The organism is Enterobacter sp. NFIX58 (genome assembly GCF_900110475.1).
In the GTDB taxonomy this organism is placed as follows: Bacteria; Pseudomonadota; Gammaproteobacteria; order Enterobacterales; family Enterobacteriaceae; genus Enterobacter; species Enterobacter quasiroggenkampii.
The window spans coordinates 366,767-384,348 of sequence record NZ_FODW01000001.1 but is presented as its reverse complement, the minus strand read 5'-3'; the positions used below and the strand labels follow the sequence as shown (position 1 = coordinate 384,348).

Annotated in this window: 16 protein-coding genes; 4 read left to right on the top strand and 12 right to left on the bottom strand. The window is 51.9% G+C overall.

Annotated features, from left to right (window positions below; genetic code table 11):
* The first annotated feature begins 69 nt into the window (after positions 1 to 69).
* Together nifJ and ompC are read left to right on the top strand one after the other, a co-directional pair.
* The gene (gene nifJ / locus BMW97_RS01900; RefSeq protein WP_045908841.1) at positions 70 to 3,594 is read left to right on the top strand and encodes a pyruvate:ferredoxin (flavodoxin) oxidoreductase; all 3,525 of its coding nucleotides are present in this window, start codon (positions 70 to 72) and stop codon (positions 3,592 to 3,594) included.
* Positions 3,595 to 3,981: 387 nt separating this feature from the next.
* Positions 3,982 to 5,091 (top strand): porin OmpC, encoded by a 1,110-nt coding sequence (gene ompC / locus BMW97_RS01895; protein WP_045908842.1) that lies wholly within the window; start codon positions 3,982 to 3,984, stop codon positions 5,089 to 5,091.
* A gap of 337 nt (positions 5,092 to 5,428) precedes the next feature.
* Here ompC and BMW97_RS24270 read toward each other — a convergent pair whose 3' ends face one another.
* From BMW97_RS24270 to BMW97_RS01860, 8 genes are all read right to left on the bottom strand, one after another.
* Positions 5,429 to 5,506, bottom strand: a complete 78-nt coding sequence (locus tag BMW97_RS24270) for a hypothetical protein (protein ID WP_223239581.1) — start codon at positions 5,504 to 5,506, stop codon at positions 5,429 to 5,431.
* 68 nt (positions 5,507 to 5,574) lie between these two features.
* Entirely contained in the window at positions 5,575 to 5,997 is a 423-nt protein-coding gene (locus tag BMW97_RS01890; RefSeq protein ID WP_090392432.1) for a GFA family protein, read from the bottom strand.
* Between the two features lie 3 nt (positions 5,998 to 6,000).
* A complete protein-coding gene (locus tag BMW97_RS01885) occupies positions 6,001 to 6,198 on the bottom strand; it encodes a hypothetical protein (RefSeq protein ID WP_023616678.1) in 198 nt (65 codons plus the stop codon).
* A gap of 89 nt (positions 6,199 to 6,287) precedes the next feature.
* Positions 6,288 to 7,319, bottom strand: a complete 1,032-nt coding sequence (locus tag BMW97_RS01880) for a methyltransferase (protein ID WP_045908844.1) — start codon at positions 7,317 to 7,319, stop codon at positions 6,288 to 6,290.
* Between the two features lie 258 nt (positions 7,320 to 7,577).
* A complete protein-coding gene (locus BMW97_RS01875; RefSeq protein ID WP_045908845.1) occupies positions 7,578 to 8,027 on the bottom strand; it encodes a hypothetical protein in 450 nt (149 codons plus the stop codon).
* Positions 8,028 to 8,179: 152 nt separating this feature from the next.
* Entirely contained in the window at positions 8,180 to 8,620 is a 441-nt protein-coding gene (locus BMW97_RS01870) for a VOC family protein (RefSeq protein ID WP_045908846.1), read from the bottom strand.
* Positions 8,621 to 8,693: 73 nt separating this feature from the next.
* Positions 8,694 to 9,038, bottom strand: coding sequence for a DUF1294 domain-containing protein (locus tag BMW97_RS01865; RefSeq protein ID WP_045908847.1), 345 nt, complete (start codon positions 9,036 to 9,038; stop codon positions 8,694 to 8,696).
* A 440-nt stretch (positions 9,039 to 9,478) separates the two neighbouring features.
* Positions 9,479 to 11,002, bottom strand: a complete 1,524-nt coding sequence (locus tag BMW97_RS01860) for an EAL domain-containing protein (RefSeq protein ID WP_045908848.1) — start codon at positions 11,000 to 11,002, stop codon at positions 9,479 to 9,481.
* 700 nt (positions 11,003 to 11,702) lie between these two features.
* On the opposite strand from BMW97_RS01860, the gene BMW97_RS01855 reads away from it, so the two are divergent.
* On the top strand, positions 11,703 to 12,113 hold the full coding sequence (locus BMW97_RS01855) for an ASCH domain-containing protein (RefSeq protein ID WP_045908849.1): 411 nt from the start codon (positions 11,703 to 11,705) through the stop codon (positions 12,111 to 12,113).
* A 163-nt stretch (positions 12,114 to 12,276) separates the two neighbouring features.
* The gene (gene ttcA, locus BMW97_RS01845; RefSeq protein WP_045908850.1) at positions 12,277 to 13,212 is read left to right on the top strand and encodes a tRNA 2-thiocytidine(32) synthetase TtcA; all 936 of its coding nucleotides are present in this window, start codon (positions 12,277 to 12,279) and stop codon (positions 13,210 to 13,212) included.
* A 42-nt stretch (positions 13,213 to 13,254) separates the two neighbouring features.
* Here ttcA and dbpA read toward each other — a convergent pair whose 3' ends face one another.
* The 4 genes from dbpA to BMW97_RS01825 all read right to left on the bottom strand — a co-directional run bounded on the left by dbpA (position 13,255) and on the right by BMW97_RS01825 (position 17,392).
* On the bottom strand, positions 13,255 to 14,628 hold the full coding sequence (gene dbpA, locus BMW97_RS01840; RefSeq protein WP_090392428.1) for an ATP-dependent RNA helicase DbpA: 1,374 nt from the start codon (positions 14,626 to 14,628) through the stop codon (positions 13,255 to 13,257).
* A 27-nt stretch (positions 14,629 to 14,655) separates the two neighbouring features.
* Entirely contained in the window at positions 14,656 to 14,820 is a 165-nt protein-coding gene (locus BMW97_RS24265) for a proline-rich small protein YnaL (protein ID WP_304665500.1), read from the bottom strand.
* A gap of 291 nt (positions 14,821 to 15,111) precedes the next feature.
* A complete protein-coding gene (zntB, locus tag BMW97_RS01830; protein ID WP_023292275.1) occupies positions 15,112 to 16,095 on the bottom strand; it encodes a zinc transporter ZntB in 984 nt (327 codons plus the stop codon).
* Positions 16,096 to 16,249: 154 nt separating this feature from the next.
* Positions 16,250 to 17,392: a methyl-accepting chemotaxis protein gene (locus tag BMW97_RS01825; protein ID WP_045908852.1), complete on the bottom strand. Its 1,143-nt coding sequence runs from the start codon at positions 17,390 to 17,392 to the stop codon at positions 16,250 to 16,252.
* Between the last annotated feature and the right edge of the window lie 190 nt (positions 17,393 to 17,582).

Genomic DNA, 17,582 nt, shown 5'->3' with positions numbered 1-17,582 from the left:
AGATAATATTCAGGGTTTGTCGTCGTAATACAGACCCCTATTTTTTGCGCAATGTAAGGGTATTGTCCTATGCAAACTATTGACGGTAATGGTGCAGTTGCCTCAGTCGCGTTTCGCACCAGTGAAGTTATCGCCATCTACCCGATTACGCCAAGTTCGACCATGGCTGAGCAGGCAGACGCCTGGGCGGGTAACGGGTTAAAAAACGTCTGGGGCGATGTCCCGAGAGTGGTTGAGATGCAGTCTGAAGCCGGTGCGATTGCCACGGTGCACGGCGCGCTTCAGACCGGCGCGCTTTCCACGTCTTTCACCTCTTCTCAGGGATTGTTGTTAATGATCCCGACGCTCTACAAACTCGCCGGGCAACTGACCCCCTTCGTTCTGCACGTCGCGGCGCGGACCGTTGCCACCCACGCGCTCTCTATCTTTGGCGATCACTCAGACGTGATGGCCGTGCGCCAGACCGGCTGCGCGATGCTGTGCGCCAGCAGCGTTCAGGAAGCCCAGGACTTTGCCTTAATTTCGCATATCGCCACGCTCAAAAGCCGGGTGCCGTTTATTCATTTCTTTGATGGTTTCCGCACCTCTCACGAAATTAACAAAATCGTCCCGCTGGCTGACGAGACAATCCTGAATCTCCTCCCGCAGGCGGATATCGACGCGCATCGCGCCCGCGCCCTGAATCCGGAACACCCGGTGATTCGCGGCACGTCGGCGAACCCGGATACCTATTTCCAGTCCCGTGAGGCCACGAACCCGTGGTACAACGCGGTTTACGACCATGTTGAACAGGCGATGAATGACTTTGCCGCCGCGACCGGTCGGGAATACAAACCCTTTGAGTATTATGGCCATCCGCAGGCGGAACGGGTCATTGTGTTGATGGGCTCTGCCATTGGCACCTGCGAGGAAGTTGTTGACGAGCTGCTGACGCGCGGCGAAAAGGTTGGCGTGCTTAAAGTGCGTCTCTATCGGCCGTTCTCGGCGAAACATCTACTTTCGGCACTGCCGGAGAGCGCGCGTACCGTTGCGGTGCTCGATCGCACCAAAGAGCCGGGCGCCCAGGCGGAGCCGCTGTATCTGGATGTGATGACGGCCCTGGCCGAAGCCTTTAATCAAGGCGAACGTGAAACGCTGCCGCGCGTGATCGGAGGGCGGTATGGTTTGTCCTCCAAAGAGTTCGGACCGGACTGCGTGCTGGCGGTATTCAACGAGCTCAGCGAAGCGAAGCCCAAGCCGCGCTTTACCGTCGGCATTTATGATGATGTGACCAATCTGTCCCTGTCGTTGCCGGAAAACACCCTGCCCTCAACCGCAAAACTCGAGGCGCTGTTCTATGGTCTGGGCAGTGACGGCAGCGTCTCTGCGACCAAAAACAACATCAAAATCATCGGGAACTCCACGCCGTGGTACGCCCAGGGATACTTCGTCTATGACTCCAAGAAAGCCGGCGGTCTGACCGTTTCCCACCTGCGGGTGAGCGAACAGCCCATCCGCTCTGCGTATCTTATTTCTCAGGCTGATTTTGTTGGCTGTCACCAGCTGCAGTTTATCGATAAATACCAGATGGCCGAGCGCCTGAAGCCTGGCGGTATTTTCCTCCTGAATACGCCATACAGCGCAGATGAGGTCTGGTCGCGCCTGCCGCAGGAAGTTCAGGCGGTGCTAAACCAGAAAAAAGCCCGTTTCTATGTGGTGAACGCGGCAAAAATTGCCCGCGAATGTGGCCTTGCCGCGCGTATCAATACCGTTATGCAGATGGCCTTCTTCCATCTGACAAATATCCTGCCGGGCGACAGCGCGCTGGCGGAACTGCAGGGCGCGATTGCCAAAAGCTATAGCAGCAAGGGCCAGGAGTTGGTCGAACGTAACTGGCAGGCGCTGGCGCTGGCGCGCGAGTCGCTGTTCGAGGTGCCTCTGCAGCCGGTCAACGCCGCAAGCCCGAACCGCCCTCCTGTCGTGTCCGATGCGGCGCCTGATTTCGTGAAGACCGTGACGGCGGCAATGCTGGCCGGGCTGGGTGATGCCCTGCCCGTCTCTGCGCTGCCGCCAGATGGCACCTGGCCGATGGGCACCACCCGCTGGGAAAAACGAAACATCGCCGAGGCGATCCCCATCTGGAAGGAGGAACTGTGTACCCAGTGCAACCACTGCGTGGCGGCCTGCCCGCACTCTGCCATTCGCGCCAAAGTGGTGTCACCGGAAGAGATGGAGGCCGCGCCGGCCAGCCTGCATTCGCTGGATGTGAAATCACGCGATATGCGCGGACAGAAATACGTTCTGCAGGTCGCACCGGAAGATTGCACCGGCTGTAATCTGTGCGTCGAGGTCTGTCCGGCGAAAGACAGGCAGAACCCGGAGATCAAAGCCATCAATATGATGTCGCGTCTGGAGCATGTTGAAGAGGAGAAGGTTAATTATGACTTCTTCCTGAATCTGCCGGAAATCGATCGCAGCAAACTGGAACGCATTGATATTCGCACTTCGCAGCTGATCACGCCGCTGTTTGAATACTCCGGCGCCTGTTCAGGCTGCGGTGAAACGCCGTACATCAAGCTGCTTACCCAGCTGTACGGTGACAGGATGCTGATTGCCAACGCTACCGGCTGCTCATCTATCTATGGCGGTAACCTGCCCTCCACGCCGTACACCACTGACGCCAACGGTCGCGGTCCTGCGTGGGCAAACTCGCTGTTTGAGGACAACGCCGAATTTGGCCTGGGCTTCCGCCTGACCGTTGACCAGCACCGCGCACGCGTGATGCGCCTGCTGGAACAGTTTGCCGGGCAGATCCCTGCTGAGCTCAATGACGCGCTTCATGCGGACGCGACGCCAGAGGTACGTCGTGAGCAGGTTGCTGAGCTACGTCAGGCGCTTCAGGGCGTGGCGGGCGCTGAACAGCTGCTGACCGACGCGGACGCGCTGGTTGAAAAATCAATCTGGCTGATTGGCGGTGACGGCTGGGCTTACGACATCGGCTTTGGTGGACTGGATCACGTGTTGAGCCTGACCGAAAACGTCAATATCCTGGTTCTGGATACGCAGTGTTATTCCAACACCGGTGGTCAGGCGTCTAAAGCCACACCGTTAGGCGCTGTGACGAAATTCGGTGAACACGGCAAACGCAAGGCACGTAAAGATCTCGGCGTGAGCATGATGATGTACGGTCACGTTTACGTCGCACAAATCTCGCTGGGTGCCCAGCTTAACCAGACGGTGAAGGCTATCCAGGAAGCGGAAGCGTATCCAGGCCCGTCGCTGATCATTGCCTACAGCCCGTGTGAAGAGCATGGCTACGACCTGGCACTCAGCCACGATCAAATGCGACAGCTGACCGCGACCGGCTTCTGGCCGCTGTACCGGTTCGACCCGCGCCGTGCGGACGAAGGTAAGTTACCGCTGGCGCTGGACTCTCGTCCACCGTCAGATGCCCTGGCCGAGACGTTAATGCAGGAACAGCGCTTCCGTCGCCTTAACGCGCAGCAGCCGGAAGTGGCCGAACAGCTATGGAAAGACGCCGCGGCCGATCTGCAAAAACGGTATGACTTCCTGGCGCAGCTGGCGGGTAAAGCCGAAAAATCGACCAGCGACTAGTTTCTCAGCCCGGCGTGTCCGGGCTTTTTTTTGCCATAAAAAACCCGGTGTATTCACACCGGGCGAATCCAGATAATCATTAAATATCTATTTAGTTTCCTAAATAATATTCACGCGAATTATGGATAAATAATCTTAAAGGCATATAACGCCGCCAAGAATAGCTTACTTAACGCCTGATTAATAATTTTAATTTTATATACTTTGCATTAAGACATTCATCAAACCAATGACTATTACCGTTGATTTATTCGGTTTAGATTTTACTTAGTTCGTAACAATTATAATTTATTACTCTTACTCAGGAGTGATTTAGCATGAGACAACTTTCTCATTCAGGAAGTTCAACAGGTAATTAAATAAAAACAACCGCAAAGGAATATCATAATGCAAAGAAAAGTACTGGCCCTGATGATTCCGGCTCTGTTAATGGCTGGCGCAACTCATGCAGCAGAGATTTATAATAAAGACGGTAACAAATTAGATCTGTACGGAAAAGTAGATGGTCTGCACTATTTCTCCGACGATAAAGGCGCTGACGGGGATCAAACCTACATGCGTCTGGGCTTCAAAGGCGAAACCCAGATCAACGACATGATGACCGGCTACGCGCAGTGGGAGTACAACATTCAGGCTAATAACACCGAAGGGTCTGATAACCAGTCCTGGACGCGTCTGGCCTTCGCCGGTATCAAAGTGGGTGATTATGGCTCGTTTGATTATGGTCGTAACTACGGTGTTCTGTACGACGTGGAAGGCTGGACCGATATGCTGCCTGAGTTCGGCGGGGACTCCTACACCAAAGCCGATAACTTCATGACCGGCCGTGCCAACGGCGTGGCCACCTACCGTAACACCGACTTCTATGGTCTGGTGCAGGGTCTGAACTTTGCGCTGCAGTATCAGGGCAAAAATGAAGATGCCAGCAACAATCAGGAAGGCACCAACAACGGTCGCGACACGCGTCACGAGAACGGTGACGGCTTCGGTATTTCTACCACCTATGACTTCGGCATGGGGATTACCGCAGGTGCAGCCTATACCTCTTCTGACCGTACCAACGAGCAGGTGATGAATACCACTGCGGGCGGCGATAAAGCGGATGCCTGGACTGCGGGCCTGAAATATGACGCCAATAATATCTACCTGGCGGCAATGTACTCTGAAACCCGCAATATGACGCCTTACGGTGATAACACCGACGCCGTGGCCAACAAAACCCAGAACTTCGAAGTGACCGCACAGTACCAGTTCGACTTCGGCCTGCGCCCGTCCCTTTCCTACCTGCAGTCTAAAGGTAAGGACCTCGGCAACGGCCAGGGCGACCAGGATCTGGTTAAATACGCTGACATCGGCGCGACCTACTACTTCAACAAAAACATGTCCACCTACGTTGATTACAAAATCAACCTGCTGGATGAAGATGACAGCTTCTACAAAAACAACGGCATCGGCACGGATGATGTCGTGGCACTGGGCCTGGTTTACCAGTTCTGATTGCCAGAGCCCGCATGATGATGCGGGCTCCCCCCTTTTTGACGCTCGTCACAAAAAACAGGTTCAGGAATCGTGTGGTTGAGGGTAAGTTGAGGGAAAGCTGGTTAAACTCAGGTGATAACCTTTTCATCACCAGGGATAACAGCGTTGTTTGGTCGTGTATCCGTTGCCGTACTTACTCTTTTAGCGCTTATCTGGATAGCGTTAATTTTTGATTTTGCTGATATTGTCGGTCATCTGGGCGCGGTGTTGAACCACCTCGATGGTGGTTAATATTGCTCCCGCGGAAATAAAAAGCCACCAGCAGTGCCGGTGGCGGGTAAACGCGCAGTTCGCGTTATTTTTTCACGGGTTGAGGCTTTTTATCACCTGATTCAGGGGCCTCACGCGGATCGTCTTTTTCAACACAGAGCATAATTTCTCCTGTTTCAGATAACCACCCTCCACTATAGCCAGGCTGATTACAGAGTGGCCAGGCGGCAATTACGCCTCAACTGCCCCTTTCTTGCGAAAAGAGAGGTAGCCAAACACCCCGCTGTCTCCATCCGCGGGATGGTTAACCCCGTCCATCACCGTCACGTCAGGGAAATCGAACGGTGAGACGTTTTCGAAGCAGGCAACGTTCACGCCGTATTCGTTTGGATTGGAACGCCGCTGATGGAACGTGTAGATCCCGCACACCGAGCAGAAGAAGTGCCGTGCCGTCCCCGTGTTAAAGCGGTACTCCGTGAGCTTATCCTCACCTTTGGTCACGGTAATCCCTGACAGCGGCGCAGAGACGACGACCGCACCCCGCATGCGACAAAAGGAACAGCTGCAGCGCCGCGCGGTATTCAGGCCATCCGTGAGCGCAACGGTAAAGGCCACCGCACCGCAATGGCACTGCGCATTACGACATTCAGCCATAGGCTATACCCCTTTTCTCACCAACTCGGCGGCTTTGACGAAAACCTCGTCTTCTACACCATCGCCTTTTTGCCTGCCGAGCCTGACCAGTTCATCGACAATACTGTTGCGATGGATCGGTTTCTGCGCTGAAACCAGCCCAATGACGGCGGCCCCAATCGCCAGCCCCACTAAACCTGTTTGTTCGTCTTTGTTCATCATGCTCATGCTCCTGATACAACAAACAAGCGTAGCAGGAATCCGGTAAAACGGAATGAGGACACACGCTTTGTGAATATAATTTACGTAGTTCAGACAGGTACGACTTCTAAAATCGACAGATACGAACGGGTGTCTATTATAGTGTTTAACTTCAGACTGGTCTTTTCAAACAAGATCTGATACTCAGACTCCGTTCTTGCCCGCCCTCCATCAAAGCTTGTTAAAAGAAGAAGGTCAATTTCAAATCGTCCCTGCTCATTATTTTCTTTTTTTATAAGTGGTTCAAAAATTAATAATCGGGAATTTTCTTTCATTGCATTTCTACACGATTGAAGTATCTGAACCGCTTTCTCATCAGGCCAGTCCATCAAAATATATTTAAGCAGGTAAATATCCGCTACAGGACAGGCTCCAAAAAAGTCACCCTCAACTGCCTTCCATCGACGATTGTCATTTAACAGATACAGTCGATTCCGCGCAAGCACGTCTTTTTGATCGAACAGGATCCCTGTTAAGGTCGGATTTCGGCGTAAAACAGCCAGCAATAAATTACCCAGCCCACCGGCAATATCGGCAACGATAGCATTTTGAGGAAACGAATAGCTATCGGCGATGACTTCATTCTCTACGGATGACATAGAGGCCATACCCGCATGAAAAATGTTGCTGTCAGTCATCGTGTCATCATGCTGCCAGTAGTCGTAAAAAGGCTTGCCAAACAAATCATTAAAAACAGGTTTGCCTTGCAATATCTCATCCATTTTAGCCGCTGGCTGCCAGAATGTTGGGTCTGTCAGCATGAGCACCGCCGCACACAATGAAAATTCATGCTCAGAACACAGGAACTGTGCTGAATGGCTAAGGCTATATTCAGCTTCGGACAGTTCGTTGAACACTCCACGAGAGGATAATACGCGCATGATCCGATGAAGATAGTCGCCATCGACATTAAGCTCCTCCGCCAGTTGCGTAACGGATTTTTTTCCTTCAACCAGACGATCTGCAACGCCTAACACTGCGACAGCCCGAAGTGCTGCCTGCCAGACAAAACCCATGCTTTGCTCTAACAAACACATTCCTTCTTTACGGCTTAGCAAATCCAGACTATTAGGATGTGACATTTTCTGCTCCTTACCAATAAAGATGTGCTGAACAACTAAAACGCCGTTAGCAAGCGTAAGTCTGGTAGCGAGCTTTATCCACAATGTCAGTAAGGATTATTTGTGCGGTTTCGTACCGTTTAGCATACAGTCCATTTCAATACGTAAAAAAACAGGGCCACTTACTCCATATTTTGATTAATAACACCATGACACTATTCTTTCATAAATGATTACCATGATAGAAATAATACCTGTCGTGAGACAGACATTTCATCGTCAGAATCTCGGTGCCAGCCCGTATTTTGGCGTTTTAATATTTGCCGCCCAAATTTTGATATCGTTTTGCAGGAGAATAGTGAAATCAGATTTTAAATGCGTCACAATGCCATTGACGCTGTCCGCATCCACAACTGAAAAATGTTCAATTCTGTTTTTCCCTATCTGAACACAATGATATTTGGAGGGAAGTACTTTACCATTCACATTGAGTGGCAGCTTATTCTCACCACAGCGCCCTTCCGTAATATATGACACCAGCAAATTAGCGGATTTCCTCCCAGGCTGGGATACGCTCACCATGACGGGATAACCTTCCGAGGTCTGCGTCATATCATAAAGCACCGCATTTTTCATATACCAGGTATTATATTCCCGCTCCTGAAAAGCGGACCAGGCAGGCGCAGAAAAAAGCGCCAGCACTGCCAGCGTAATAGAGACTATTTTCATGGGATGTTATCGTCCGTGGTGTTGCACGTATTATTCAGATTGTGCAAAAAACAGCAACAACTTAAGAATAGTCCTACTACTATTGGCAGTGATGGAGGATCAATTAACGACGCGCGACGCGGTCTGTTTCCTGTTGCTAACGTATCTTCGCTTTATTTATTCCGACTGGCCGTTCGGATCGCTTCCAGACCGACGCGCTGTCCGAATGACAGCTCTAACGTATTTCCATCGGGATCGGCAAAAAAGACATAGTATCCGACGGGATCGCCTACATTCTCAGGCGCTTTCCTTAGCACACCTTCAGCGGTGGCCATCGCGGTTTTTCTGTCAATTTCTTCGCGGGTCGCACAGGCAATTCCCAGATGCCCGAAACTGCCCAGCGGCGTATCGGTCACGGTATCGGCCTGTACCAGAACCAGTGCAAAAGGACGGGTATGGTCGCTAAGCCATGCGACTTTTCTTGCATCAGGCATGTCGGGTTCACGTAAATGAATGACCTCCATACCGGCATAGCGACGATAAAAGGCAATACTCTTTTCCAGGTCCCTGACCATAAACGCGACATGAGTGAAACCTACATCAATGTCTTTCATTTTAATGATGTTACTCCTTTATCAACGTGGTGCTGACATCTTAAAAGCTCAAGTTAACTTGATGTCAATACGCTCATAAAGAAGAAACAGGCGAGAAATGGTAAACCGCCGCCATCACGGCAATGCTAACGACAATGCTTAAGAAAAAGTAGGTTTTAAAGGGCTGCTTTTGTGTTTTATGGCGAAAGAGCTGCTGGCCCACAATCGCGCCAGGCCAGCCGCCGGTTACGCCAAATACCAGCAGCGTGGCTTCCGGTACCCTGCGCATACCCTTACGCGCTGCCTGTTTATCGGCGCCATACATAGCCATCGTCAGCAGATTGATCAGCAGAAACCACATAGCCAAAGGGTTAGAGGCAAAAAGGCTGCCGATTGCAGCAAAGATCAGGAGTAAATAAAAAAAGCGATTGAGGGTCATAGCACCAACCACCGGGTTGTTTAGCAATTACGAAGCCGCATTATACCCTATCTTGCTGACGCATCTTCAAGCCAGGTTAATATGTAAGCATGACTGCATCGTCATTTCGCAGTCAGCATTTTTTTCTTAAAAAATTATACGGAAACGCCTAACGTCCAAAACCCACCGCCAGAGCAGTTGCTTAACAAGTTAAACATGATTGCATCTATTATTCAGCCGTGAAGGCGGTAATATTGACCAGGATCAACTTTAAAATTTTACCTTAGACTCTTCATTCTTTTTTTAGTATGTAATCTCTACAGCAAAGGTTGAAAACAATTAAATTGACCACAAAGCACTCAGATAACAAAATAGCACCGTAGTTAAAACAATAACGGTCTGCATTTTATTTGGGGGATGATGCCCCCCTTTTTTTCTTTATCGCAATTCCGGGGAAAACGTCACTCCACCCTCACTTTAACCTTTGGCTTCGACAAAAGGATTTTTATCAACTCCTTAAAGGGAACGGGTTTGTAGAAGAAGTAGCCCTGTAAAAACGTGATGTTATTGCGGATGAGATAATCAAGCTGTTGCTGGGTTTCAACCCCTTCCGCCACAATACGGATTGATAGTTTTTTTGCCAGTTCCAGTACCGAATCCAGGATCAGGGTGGAATCCTCATTGGCATTCACTCTGGCAACAAAGCTTTGGTCGATTTTGATGTAATCAATGTGCAGGTCCTGCAGGTAGGACAGGCCAGAATAGCCCGTTCCAAAATCATCCAGCGCGATTGCAAATCCGTTGTTATGCAGCTCATTCAGGGTCTTAACGAGATGTTCATCTACGTGGAGGGGTTCGCGCTCGGTCACCTCAACGACAAGGTTCAGATCCTGTTGCACAAAGCTGCGCTTGTAATTCAGACACTCTTCAAAAAAGGTAGAGGCCACGATATGAGACGCACTGAAGTTAATTCCTACATGGAATCCTTCCGGCAGCAGCGTAGAAATTGAATTCATCTGCATTGCAACCTGACGCATTAAGCTTTGGGTTAATGGAATAATTAACCCTGATTTTTCAGCAAGAGGAATAAACGACGAGGGAGAAATAAACCCGGATTGCGGATGCTTCCATCTGGCCAGCACCTCTACACCGCGCAAGGTGCCCTCTTTTCCGCTCACGACGGGTTGATAATAGGGAATAATTTCATTTCGGTAGATGGCAGTGCGCAGTGAATCTTCAGGCGATATATCCTTAGAGAGATAGCGTTGCAAAAGATAAGCAGGAAGAGAGGAAATGAGCAGCAGAAATAACAGCACCCCACCGGCCTGGTCGAATAATCTCGTCAGGCTAAAAAGAGGCGGAGCGTTAAATTGAATCGCGAAGGGATAATCAGCGTCTTTTACCGTCAGTACATCTTTGTTTGCATGGGGTGCCGTCAACACATCGCCGGATTGGCCTAAACGACGATTGCCGACTTGCAGTGAATACGCCACGCCACGTAATGGCATATTCAGCGCATCCCGGATATGGCTGTCGCTGATGCTCACCATGATTCGGCTTCCGGCATGGTTTGTCTGGTATAAGAGAACCGGCAGGCCGTTGACCGTACTTTTCGATGGAACAAGTAGCAATGATGCCTGAGGCAGCGCTGAGCCGTTAACCAGCAACACGCGATTTCCCGGTAAAGAGGAGCACCAGACCGCATCTTGTTTCAGAATAACGATCGTTCTCAGATGGGGTTGTAATGCCGCTTCAGTACCGAGCCGATACTGCCCTTCAGCATCACACTCATTCTCAGCAAGCTGCATTGCTATCTGGGTCGCATGACGAGCTTCTTTAAGAATGACGTTCATGTTTCGCACGACATAGTGCGCCCCTGCAAGGCTGTCAGCCCGTGCAGAATACCAAACCTGTAAATTGATGATAAAAACGCCCAGCATAAAAATTGCCGTGGCTGCAGCTAAGGAGATAGGTGCATGGCGCATTCAGGGTTCTCGACTCGAGTGACGTTGCCGCTTCGGTGATGCTGAAGTGATTGAATTGTCTTCGTCTTAAGCATGGATGATAAAGAAAGAAATACCATGTCAGGCGTCAGAAATTTTCCCGCAAACCAGCCTCCATCTTTGCACCTTCTAAAATGGGGAAATAAAAAGGCCGCCGAACGGCAGCCCTGGTTGATACGTGCTTATTAGTACTGCTTTATTGTCTTGACCGGCGTTCTTTCTGACCAGTCAGGCCGCTCGCCTGCCATGATTGCACGTTGTTGTGATGGCGTCACAGACTGCGTTATATCAGGCATCGACTTGTATTCAGGTTGCTGAGGTGGGCTGAGAACCAGATCGGAGCTACAGCCTGACAGTAGCAACGCCACCAGTAGCGATGAATTAAGCTTGAACACGTAACCCCTTCCAATGGGATAAAAGTTACAGAAAAAGCGTGGTGTCGGTTCTATCCCGGTGACTTTTCTTTGTTATACAACGTCACGCGCCTGGCTACCGACAACAGATTCACCACGCAGATAACCCCGCAAGGATATATTTACTCGAGCAATAAGCGCAACGCTTTGTTTTCCTGCCCACCAGTGAGAAAAGGTGTCAGGAAAGCAGAGTACGCTTCTGGTATCGACGATGTTTATGCTAAAACCGCTGGTATGTTTCTTTTGATAAAAGCTATGAGGGAAGTTGAATGGTGACGGTTGAGGAATTAAAAATGAAATACCCGGGCGCACAGGCCTGGCAAATGGGTGACAGCCCGGCACTGGCGAACGAACTAGCGGACCTGATTAAAAAAGGGCTCAAAACGGCCACCTGCGGATCTTTTGCCTCGTACTCGCAGGATGTGTCTGCTCCACGGATAGGAAGCTACAACATAATCCTTGATGGTCAGAATGTCCCGGTCTGTGTGATCCGGCTGGTTTCCATGCGACTGGTGCGTTTTTGCGATGTTAATGAGGAATTCGCTCGTAAAGAGGGTGAAGGTGATTTAAGCCTTGAATACTGGCAGACAGAGCATCAGCGATTTTTCTTCCGCGAAGGCCATTTTTCTGAAGATATGGAACTGGTCGCAGAAGAATTTGAATTGGTTGAGGTGCTGTAAGCGGAGATAAAGTGGCAGAGGTGTATCTGTTACTTAGCTACCCTTTATCACGTATCGGCGCCAGATTTCACGCAGCAGTAAAACGTGCTGGCATTCGCCGCCGGAATCCGTACCATACGCGGCATACAATTTTTGCCCCTGCTGGCTCCGAAGGTAGTACTCAATGCAAGAGAATCAAGAGATTAACAAAAAAGAGCAATACAATCTTAACAAACTGCAAAAGCGACTGCGCCGTAACGTGGGCGAAGCCATTGCAGACTTCAACATGATTGAAGAAGGCGACCGCATTATGGTTTGCCTGTCAGGGGGTAAAGACAGCTACACCATGCTGGAGATCCTGCGTAATCTTCAGCAAAGTGCGCCGGTGAAATTTTCTCTGGTGGCGGTCAACCTTGACCAGAAACAGCCGGGTTTCCCGGAACACATTCTGCCGGAATACCTCGAGAAGCTGGGCGTTGAGTACAAAATCGTCGAAGAAAATACCTACGGTATTGTGAAAGAGAAGATCCCGGAAGGGAAAACCACCTGCTCTCTGTGCTCTCGTCTGCGCCGCGGCATTCTGTATCGTACCGCGACGGAGCTGGGCGCGACCAAAATTGCGCTGGGCCATCACCGCGACGATATTCTGCAAACGCTGTTCCTCAATATGTTCTACGGCGGCAAGATGAAAGGCATGCCGCCTAAGCTGATGAGTGATGACGGTAAACATATTGTGATCCGCCCGCTTGCCTACTGCCGTGAAAAAGACATTGAGCGTTTCTCTCAGGCGAAAGGGTTCCCGATCATTCCATGTAACCTCTGCGGCTCTCAGCCGAACCTGCAGCGTCAGGTGATTGGCGACATGCTGCGCGACTGGGATAAGCGCTATCCGGGTCGTATCGAAACCATGTTCAGCGCGATGCAGAACGTCGTCCCTTCCCATCTCGCGGATGTGGAACTGTTCGACTTTAAAGGCATCAATCACGAGTCAGAAGTCGTGAACGGCGGAGATCTGGCGTTTGACAGGGAAGAGATCCCGATGCAGCCAGCAGGCTGGCAGCCCGAAGACGATGACAATCAGTTTGAAGCGTTGCGTCTGAACGTGCTTGAAGTGAAGTAAGCGGTTAGCGTCTCAGAGACACCTTCTGAGACGCTTCATGCTTTATTTCAGCAGACGTACGCGGCAGGTTTTACCCTTAATTTTCCCGTTTTGCAGCTGCTTCCATGCCTTATGGGCAACCGCCTGGCGAACCGCGACGTAGACATGCGCCGGATGGACAGCAATCTTACCGATATCCGCCCCGTCCAGCCCCACATCCCCGGTCAGTGCACCGAGTACATCACCAGGACGCATCTTGGCTTTTTTACCGCCATCAATGCACAGGGTCGCCATTTCGGCCTCCAGCGGCACAAGGCTGACGCCGGCTGGGGGATTCATCCAGTTCAGCTTAATCTGCAGCATCTCAGAGAGAATATTGGCGCGCTGCGCCTCTTCAGGTGCGCAGAAGCTGATGGCCAGACCGCTGTTTCCTGCGCGCGCGGTACGGCCAATACGGTGCACGTGTACTTCCGGATCCCACGCCAGCTCAAAGTTCACCACCAGCTCAAGCGATTTAATATCCAGACCGCGCGCAGCGACGTCGGTCGCCACCAGCACGCGGGCGCTGCCGTTCGCGAAACGGACCAGCGTCTGATCGCGATCGCGCTGTTCCAGATCGCCATGCAGCGACAGCGCGCTCTGCCCGGCGGCATTCAGGGCATCACAAACCGACTGACAGTCTTTTTTGGTATTACAGAACACCACGCAGGAGGCAGGCTGATGCTGGCTCAGCAATTTCTGCAGGAGCGGTATCTTCCCCTGCTGCGAGGTTTCAAAGAACTGCTGTTCGATAGCGGGCAGCGCATCTACGCTGTCAATTTCAATGGTAAGGGGATTTTTCTGCACGCGGCCGCTGATGGCGGCAATGGCTTCCGGCCAGGTTGCGGAGAACAGCAGCGTCTGGCGATCGGCCGGTGCAAAACGGATCACCTCGTCAATGGCATCGCTGAAACCCATGTCCAGCATGCGATCGGCCTCATCCATGACCAGCGTTTGTAGCGCATCCAGCGAGACGGTGCCCTTCTGCAGATGATCGAGCAGACGGCCAGGCGTCGCGACAATAATGTGCGGGGCATGCTGGAGCGAATCACGCTGGGTGCCGAACGGCTGCCCGCCGCACAGGGTTAAGATCTTGGTATTGGGCAGGAAACGCGCCAGGCGACGCAGTTCACCCGCGACCTGGTCTGCCAGTTCGCGGGTCGGACACAGCACCAGAGACTGGGTCTGAAACAGCGCCACATCGATATGCTGCAACAGGCCAAGGCCAAATGCCGCCGTTTTTCCACTGCCCGTTTTCGCCTGCACGCGCACGTCACGGCCCTCGAGAATGGCAGGTAAGGCGGCCGCCTGAACAGGCGTCATCGTGAGGTATCCCAACTCGTTGAGGTTATCGAGTTGGGCGGCGGGCAAAACATTCAGGGTAGAAAAAACGGTCACTATAGTCTCTCGTGGTGATCTTTGCAGTCAGATGGCGCGTATCCTCGCAGATCTCGCGGTTCGATGCGACAATTTAATCGGTTCTTCATCGGGCGGCGGGTCCGGCATCGGCTGCGGACGCGGGATGGGATCGGGCATGGGTACCGGATCGCTGGGGATAGGATCGGACTGACGCGATTGTGGCAGTAGCAGAGCGTTAAGGATGCTCATCATTCCCTCCAGAATTTGCTGTCGTCCCTTTTAGGGTAGACGCTGAGAATCAGGAGGCAAAAAAAAGCCGACTATGAAGTCGGCGTCGTACGAATCAATTGTGCTATGCAGTAATTCAAAAAAGGAAGTAAGACAATATGGAGCGCAACGCCCATCGCTTGACGTTGCATTCACCTGCGGGAGTAATATTGCACCTTACGGGGTAGATGTTTATTGACTTCGCTCAATTAAAAGAGCGTTTTAATCCCGGAAAAAGATGAAAAAAGCGTAAATTTACAGCCATTTACTACGATGCAACCACCATGCAACACCCCCAATCAAAACAACTAACATCACGCAAAACGCCGTAAAACCGTAGCGATAAGCGCCACCCGGAATTCCGCCCAGGTTGACGCCAAACAACCCGGTCAGAAACGTGCTCGGTAAAAACACCATCGCCATCAGGGACATCGTATAGGTTCTTCGCGCCAGCGACTCCTGCATCACCTGCGCGATTTCGTCCGCCATCACCGCCGTTCTGGCAATACAGGAATCAATTTCATCCAGCCCGCGGCCCAGCCTGTCGGCAATATCCTGCATTCTGCGTCGATGGTCGTCGTTCATCCAGGCGAGCCTTTCGCTGGCCAGCCGCGCATACACGTCGCGCTGCGGCGTCATGTAGCGGCGCATCACAATCAACTGCTTACGCAACAAGGCCAGAAAACCGCGCGGCGGGATCTGCTGATCGAGCAGGTTATCTTCCAGGTCGATGATTTTGTCGTGCAGTTCTTCGATAAACTCGCTCGCGTGATCGGTAAGAGCGTCACAGACGTCCACCAGCCAGCTACCGCAGTCGATCGGCCCGGTGCCCTCTTTCAGATCGTTGACGATGTCATCCAGCGCCAGAACCTTACGCTGTCGGGTGGAGACAATCAGCCCATCGTCCATATAGACCCGCATCGCAACCAGCTGATCCGGACGTTCATCCGTGCTGCCGTTAATACAGCGCAGGGTGATCAGCGTCCCGTCCCCCATTCGGCTCACGCGGGGGCGCAGGCTTTCACCGGCCAGCGCATCGCGCACGTTGTTAGGTAAGAGCGGGGTCGACGCCAGCCAGTCAGCGCTGTCCGGGTGGGTGTAGTTCAGATGCAGCCAGCAGGGATGCGCACTGTCGATCACATCATTGTCTTCCAGCGGCCGGGCACCGCCGCGACCGTCCAGCACCCACGCAAAAACTGCGTCTGGAACGTTTAGTTCAGATCCTTTAATGCTTTCCACAGCTCCTCCGCCTTTTAGCTCTTTCGGTGTCAGTCTAGCTTTCATCAGGGGTTAAGCAACAACTATGTATGCCATCGCGCTGAAATCGCTCGGGAATTGAGCTGGGTGGGCAGATGTATGAAAAAAGCCTGGCATGCCAGGCTTTGTGTCGCTTTCAGAGAGAGTGCTCTGGCCGCGGGAGGAAGGATGGCGAGCCGCCAGGTAATGAGGACAACGATCCCTGATCCAGTCTGAAATTACGCGTGCGGGCCTGCAGCTCAATCACCTGATTGCGCAGGACATCAGAGGAGCCGTTGAGTTCCTCCGCCATCGCCACGTTGCTTTGCGTGACCCGCTCCAGCTCCGAAAGCGCCAGCGTGATCTGGGAGATGCCTTTCTCCTGCTCAAAGGTCGACGCGGAAATTTCATCCATCAAGCGGCTGACGTTCCCCGACCCCGTCACGATTTCATGCATATTCTTCTCTGCCTGTGACACCACGGTCGCGCCCTGCGTGACGTTACTGCTGGTGACTTCAATCAGCGCTTTGATATTCTTCGCGGCCTCTGCGCTGCGGTGTGCCAGGTTTCTGACCTCTTCCGCAACGACAGAAAAACCTTTTCCGTGGTCGCCTGCCCTTGCCGCCTCAACGGCCGCGTTGAGCGCCAGAATATTGGTCTGGAACGCAATGCCGTCAATCAATGAAATAATCTCCGTCATCTGCTGGGCGCATTCGGTAATGGATTGCATATTGTTGGCGACCTGCCCCATCAGCTCCCCGCCCTTACGCGCCTGCAGCGTCGCCACATTCGCCTGTTCGCTCGCCAGGCGGGTGTTATCGGCATTGTTTTTGGTGCTCGCCGCCATTTGCTCCATGCTGGCTGCGGTTTGCACTAAAGACGCAGACTGCTGTTCGGTTTTCACCGAGAGCTGAGCGCTACGGGCCGAGAGTTGATCCGATAAGGTCATGGCGGTTTGCGACGACGCCCTGATCTCGCGCACCAGTGTCGCAATGTTGCCGGAAAGGCTATTGATCCCGGGAATAAGTCGACCCGCGCAGTTATTGCCAAACTCCGGGATAGAAACCCCAAGGTTGCCTGCTGTCACCTCTTCAATACTTCTCTTTACCGTATTGATCGGCGTCACGAGATAGCGGGTCATATAGACCCAAAGCAAAAATAGCGCAACGAAATTGATAACGTTAAGGGAAATAAAGAGAGAGGACTTGCTGGAAATTAGAACAACGACACCTGCGTTTACCAAAAATAGCGATAAAAGGAACCCGATAATAAAGGTCCTGACACTAATATTTCTTAGCATGATGATACCCACGTTTTATATTTTGGTCGGCATCTAGACTTATAGCATTGGCTCAGACGTTTTTCCTCGCAAACTTCACGGGATTGTTTTTTCGCCGTTAGCAACCTGGGATTTAGCTTAAGTCAGATAAAAAGAGCGTATTAGTGAAAATGTTCTTCGCAGCGTGCTGTGATACTGGTCTGCCGCCACG

Excerpts from the sequence above, each read along its gene's own strand:
- BMW97_RS24270 (WP_223239581.1), bottom strand. The coding sequence starts at position 5,506 with ATGCTCTGTGTTGAAAAAGACGATCCGCGTGAGGCCCCTGAATCAGGT.
- BMW97_RS01890 (WP_090392432.1), bottom strand. The coding sequence starts at position 5,997 with ATGGCTGAATGTCGTAATGCGCAGTGCCATTGCGGTGCGGTGGCCTTT.
- ttcA (WP_045908850.1), top strand. The coding sequence starts at position 12,277 with ATGCAAGAGAATCAAGAGATTAACAAAAAAGAGCAATACAATCTTAAC.
- BMW97_RS01825 (WP_045908852.1), bottom strand. The coding sequence starts at position 17,392 with ATGCTAAGAAATATTAGTGTCAGGACCTTTATTATCGGGTTCCTTTTA.
- BMW97_RS01880 (WP_045908844.1), bottom strand. The coding sequence starts at position 7,319 with ATGTCACATCCTAATAGTCTGGATTTGCTAAGCCGTAAAGAAGGAATG.
- ompC (WP_045908842.1), top strand. The coding sequence starts at position 3,982 with ATGCAAAGAAAAGTACTGGCCCTGATGATTCCGGCTCTGTTAATGGCT.
- nifJ (WP_045908841.1), top strand. The coding sequence starts at position 70 with ATGCAAACTATTGACGGTAATGGTGCAGTTGCCTCAGTCGCGTTTCGC.
- BMW97_RS01870 (WP_045908846.1), bottom strand. The coding sequence starts at position 8,620 with ATGAAAGACATTGATGTAGGTTTCACTCATGTCGCGTTTATGGTCAGG.
- BMW97_RS01865 (WP_045908847.1), bottom strand. The coding sequence starts at position 9,038 with ATGACCCTCAATCGCTTTTTTTATTTACTCCTGATCTTTGCTGCAATC.
- BMW97_RS01860 (WP_045908848.1), bottom strand. The coding sequence starts at position 11,002 with ATGCGCCATGCACCTATCTCCTTAGCTGCAGCCACGGCAATTTTTATG.
- BMW97_RS01885 (WP_023616678.1), bottom strand. The coding sequence starts at position 6,198 with ATGATGAACAAAGACGAACAAACAGGTTTAGTGGGGCTGGCGATTGGG.
- BMW97_RS01875 (WP_045908845.1), bottom strand. The coding sequence starts at position 8,027 with ATGAAAATAGTCTCTATTACGCTGGCAGTGCTGGCGCTTTTTTCTGCG.
- BMW97_RS01855 (WP_045908849.1), top strand. The coding sequence starts at position 11,703 with ATGGTGACGGTTGAGGAATTAAAAATGAAATACCCGGGCGCACAGGCC.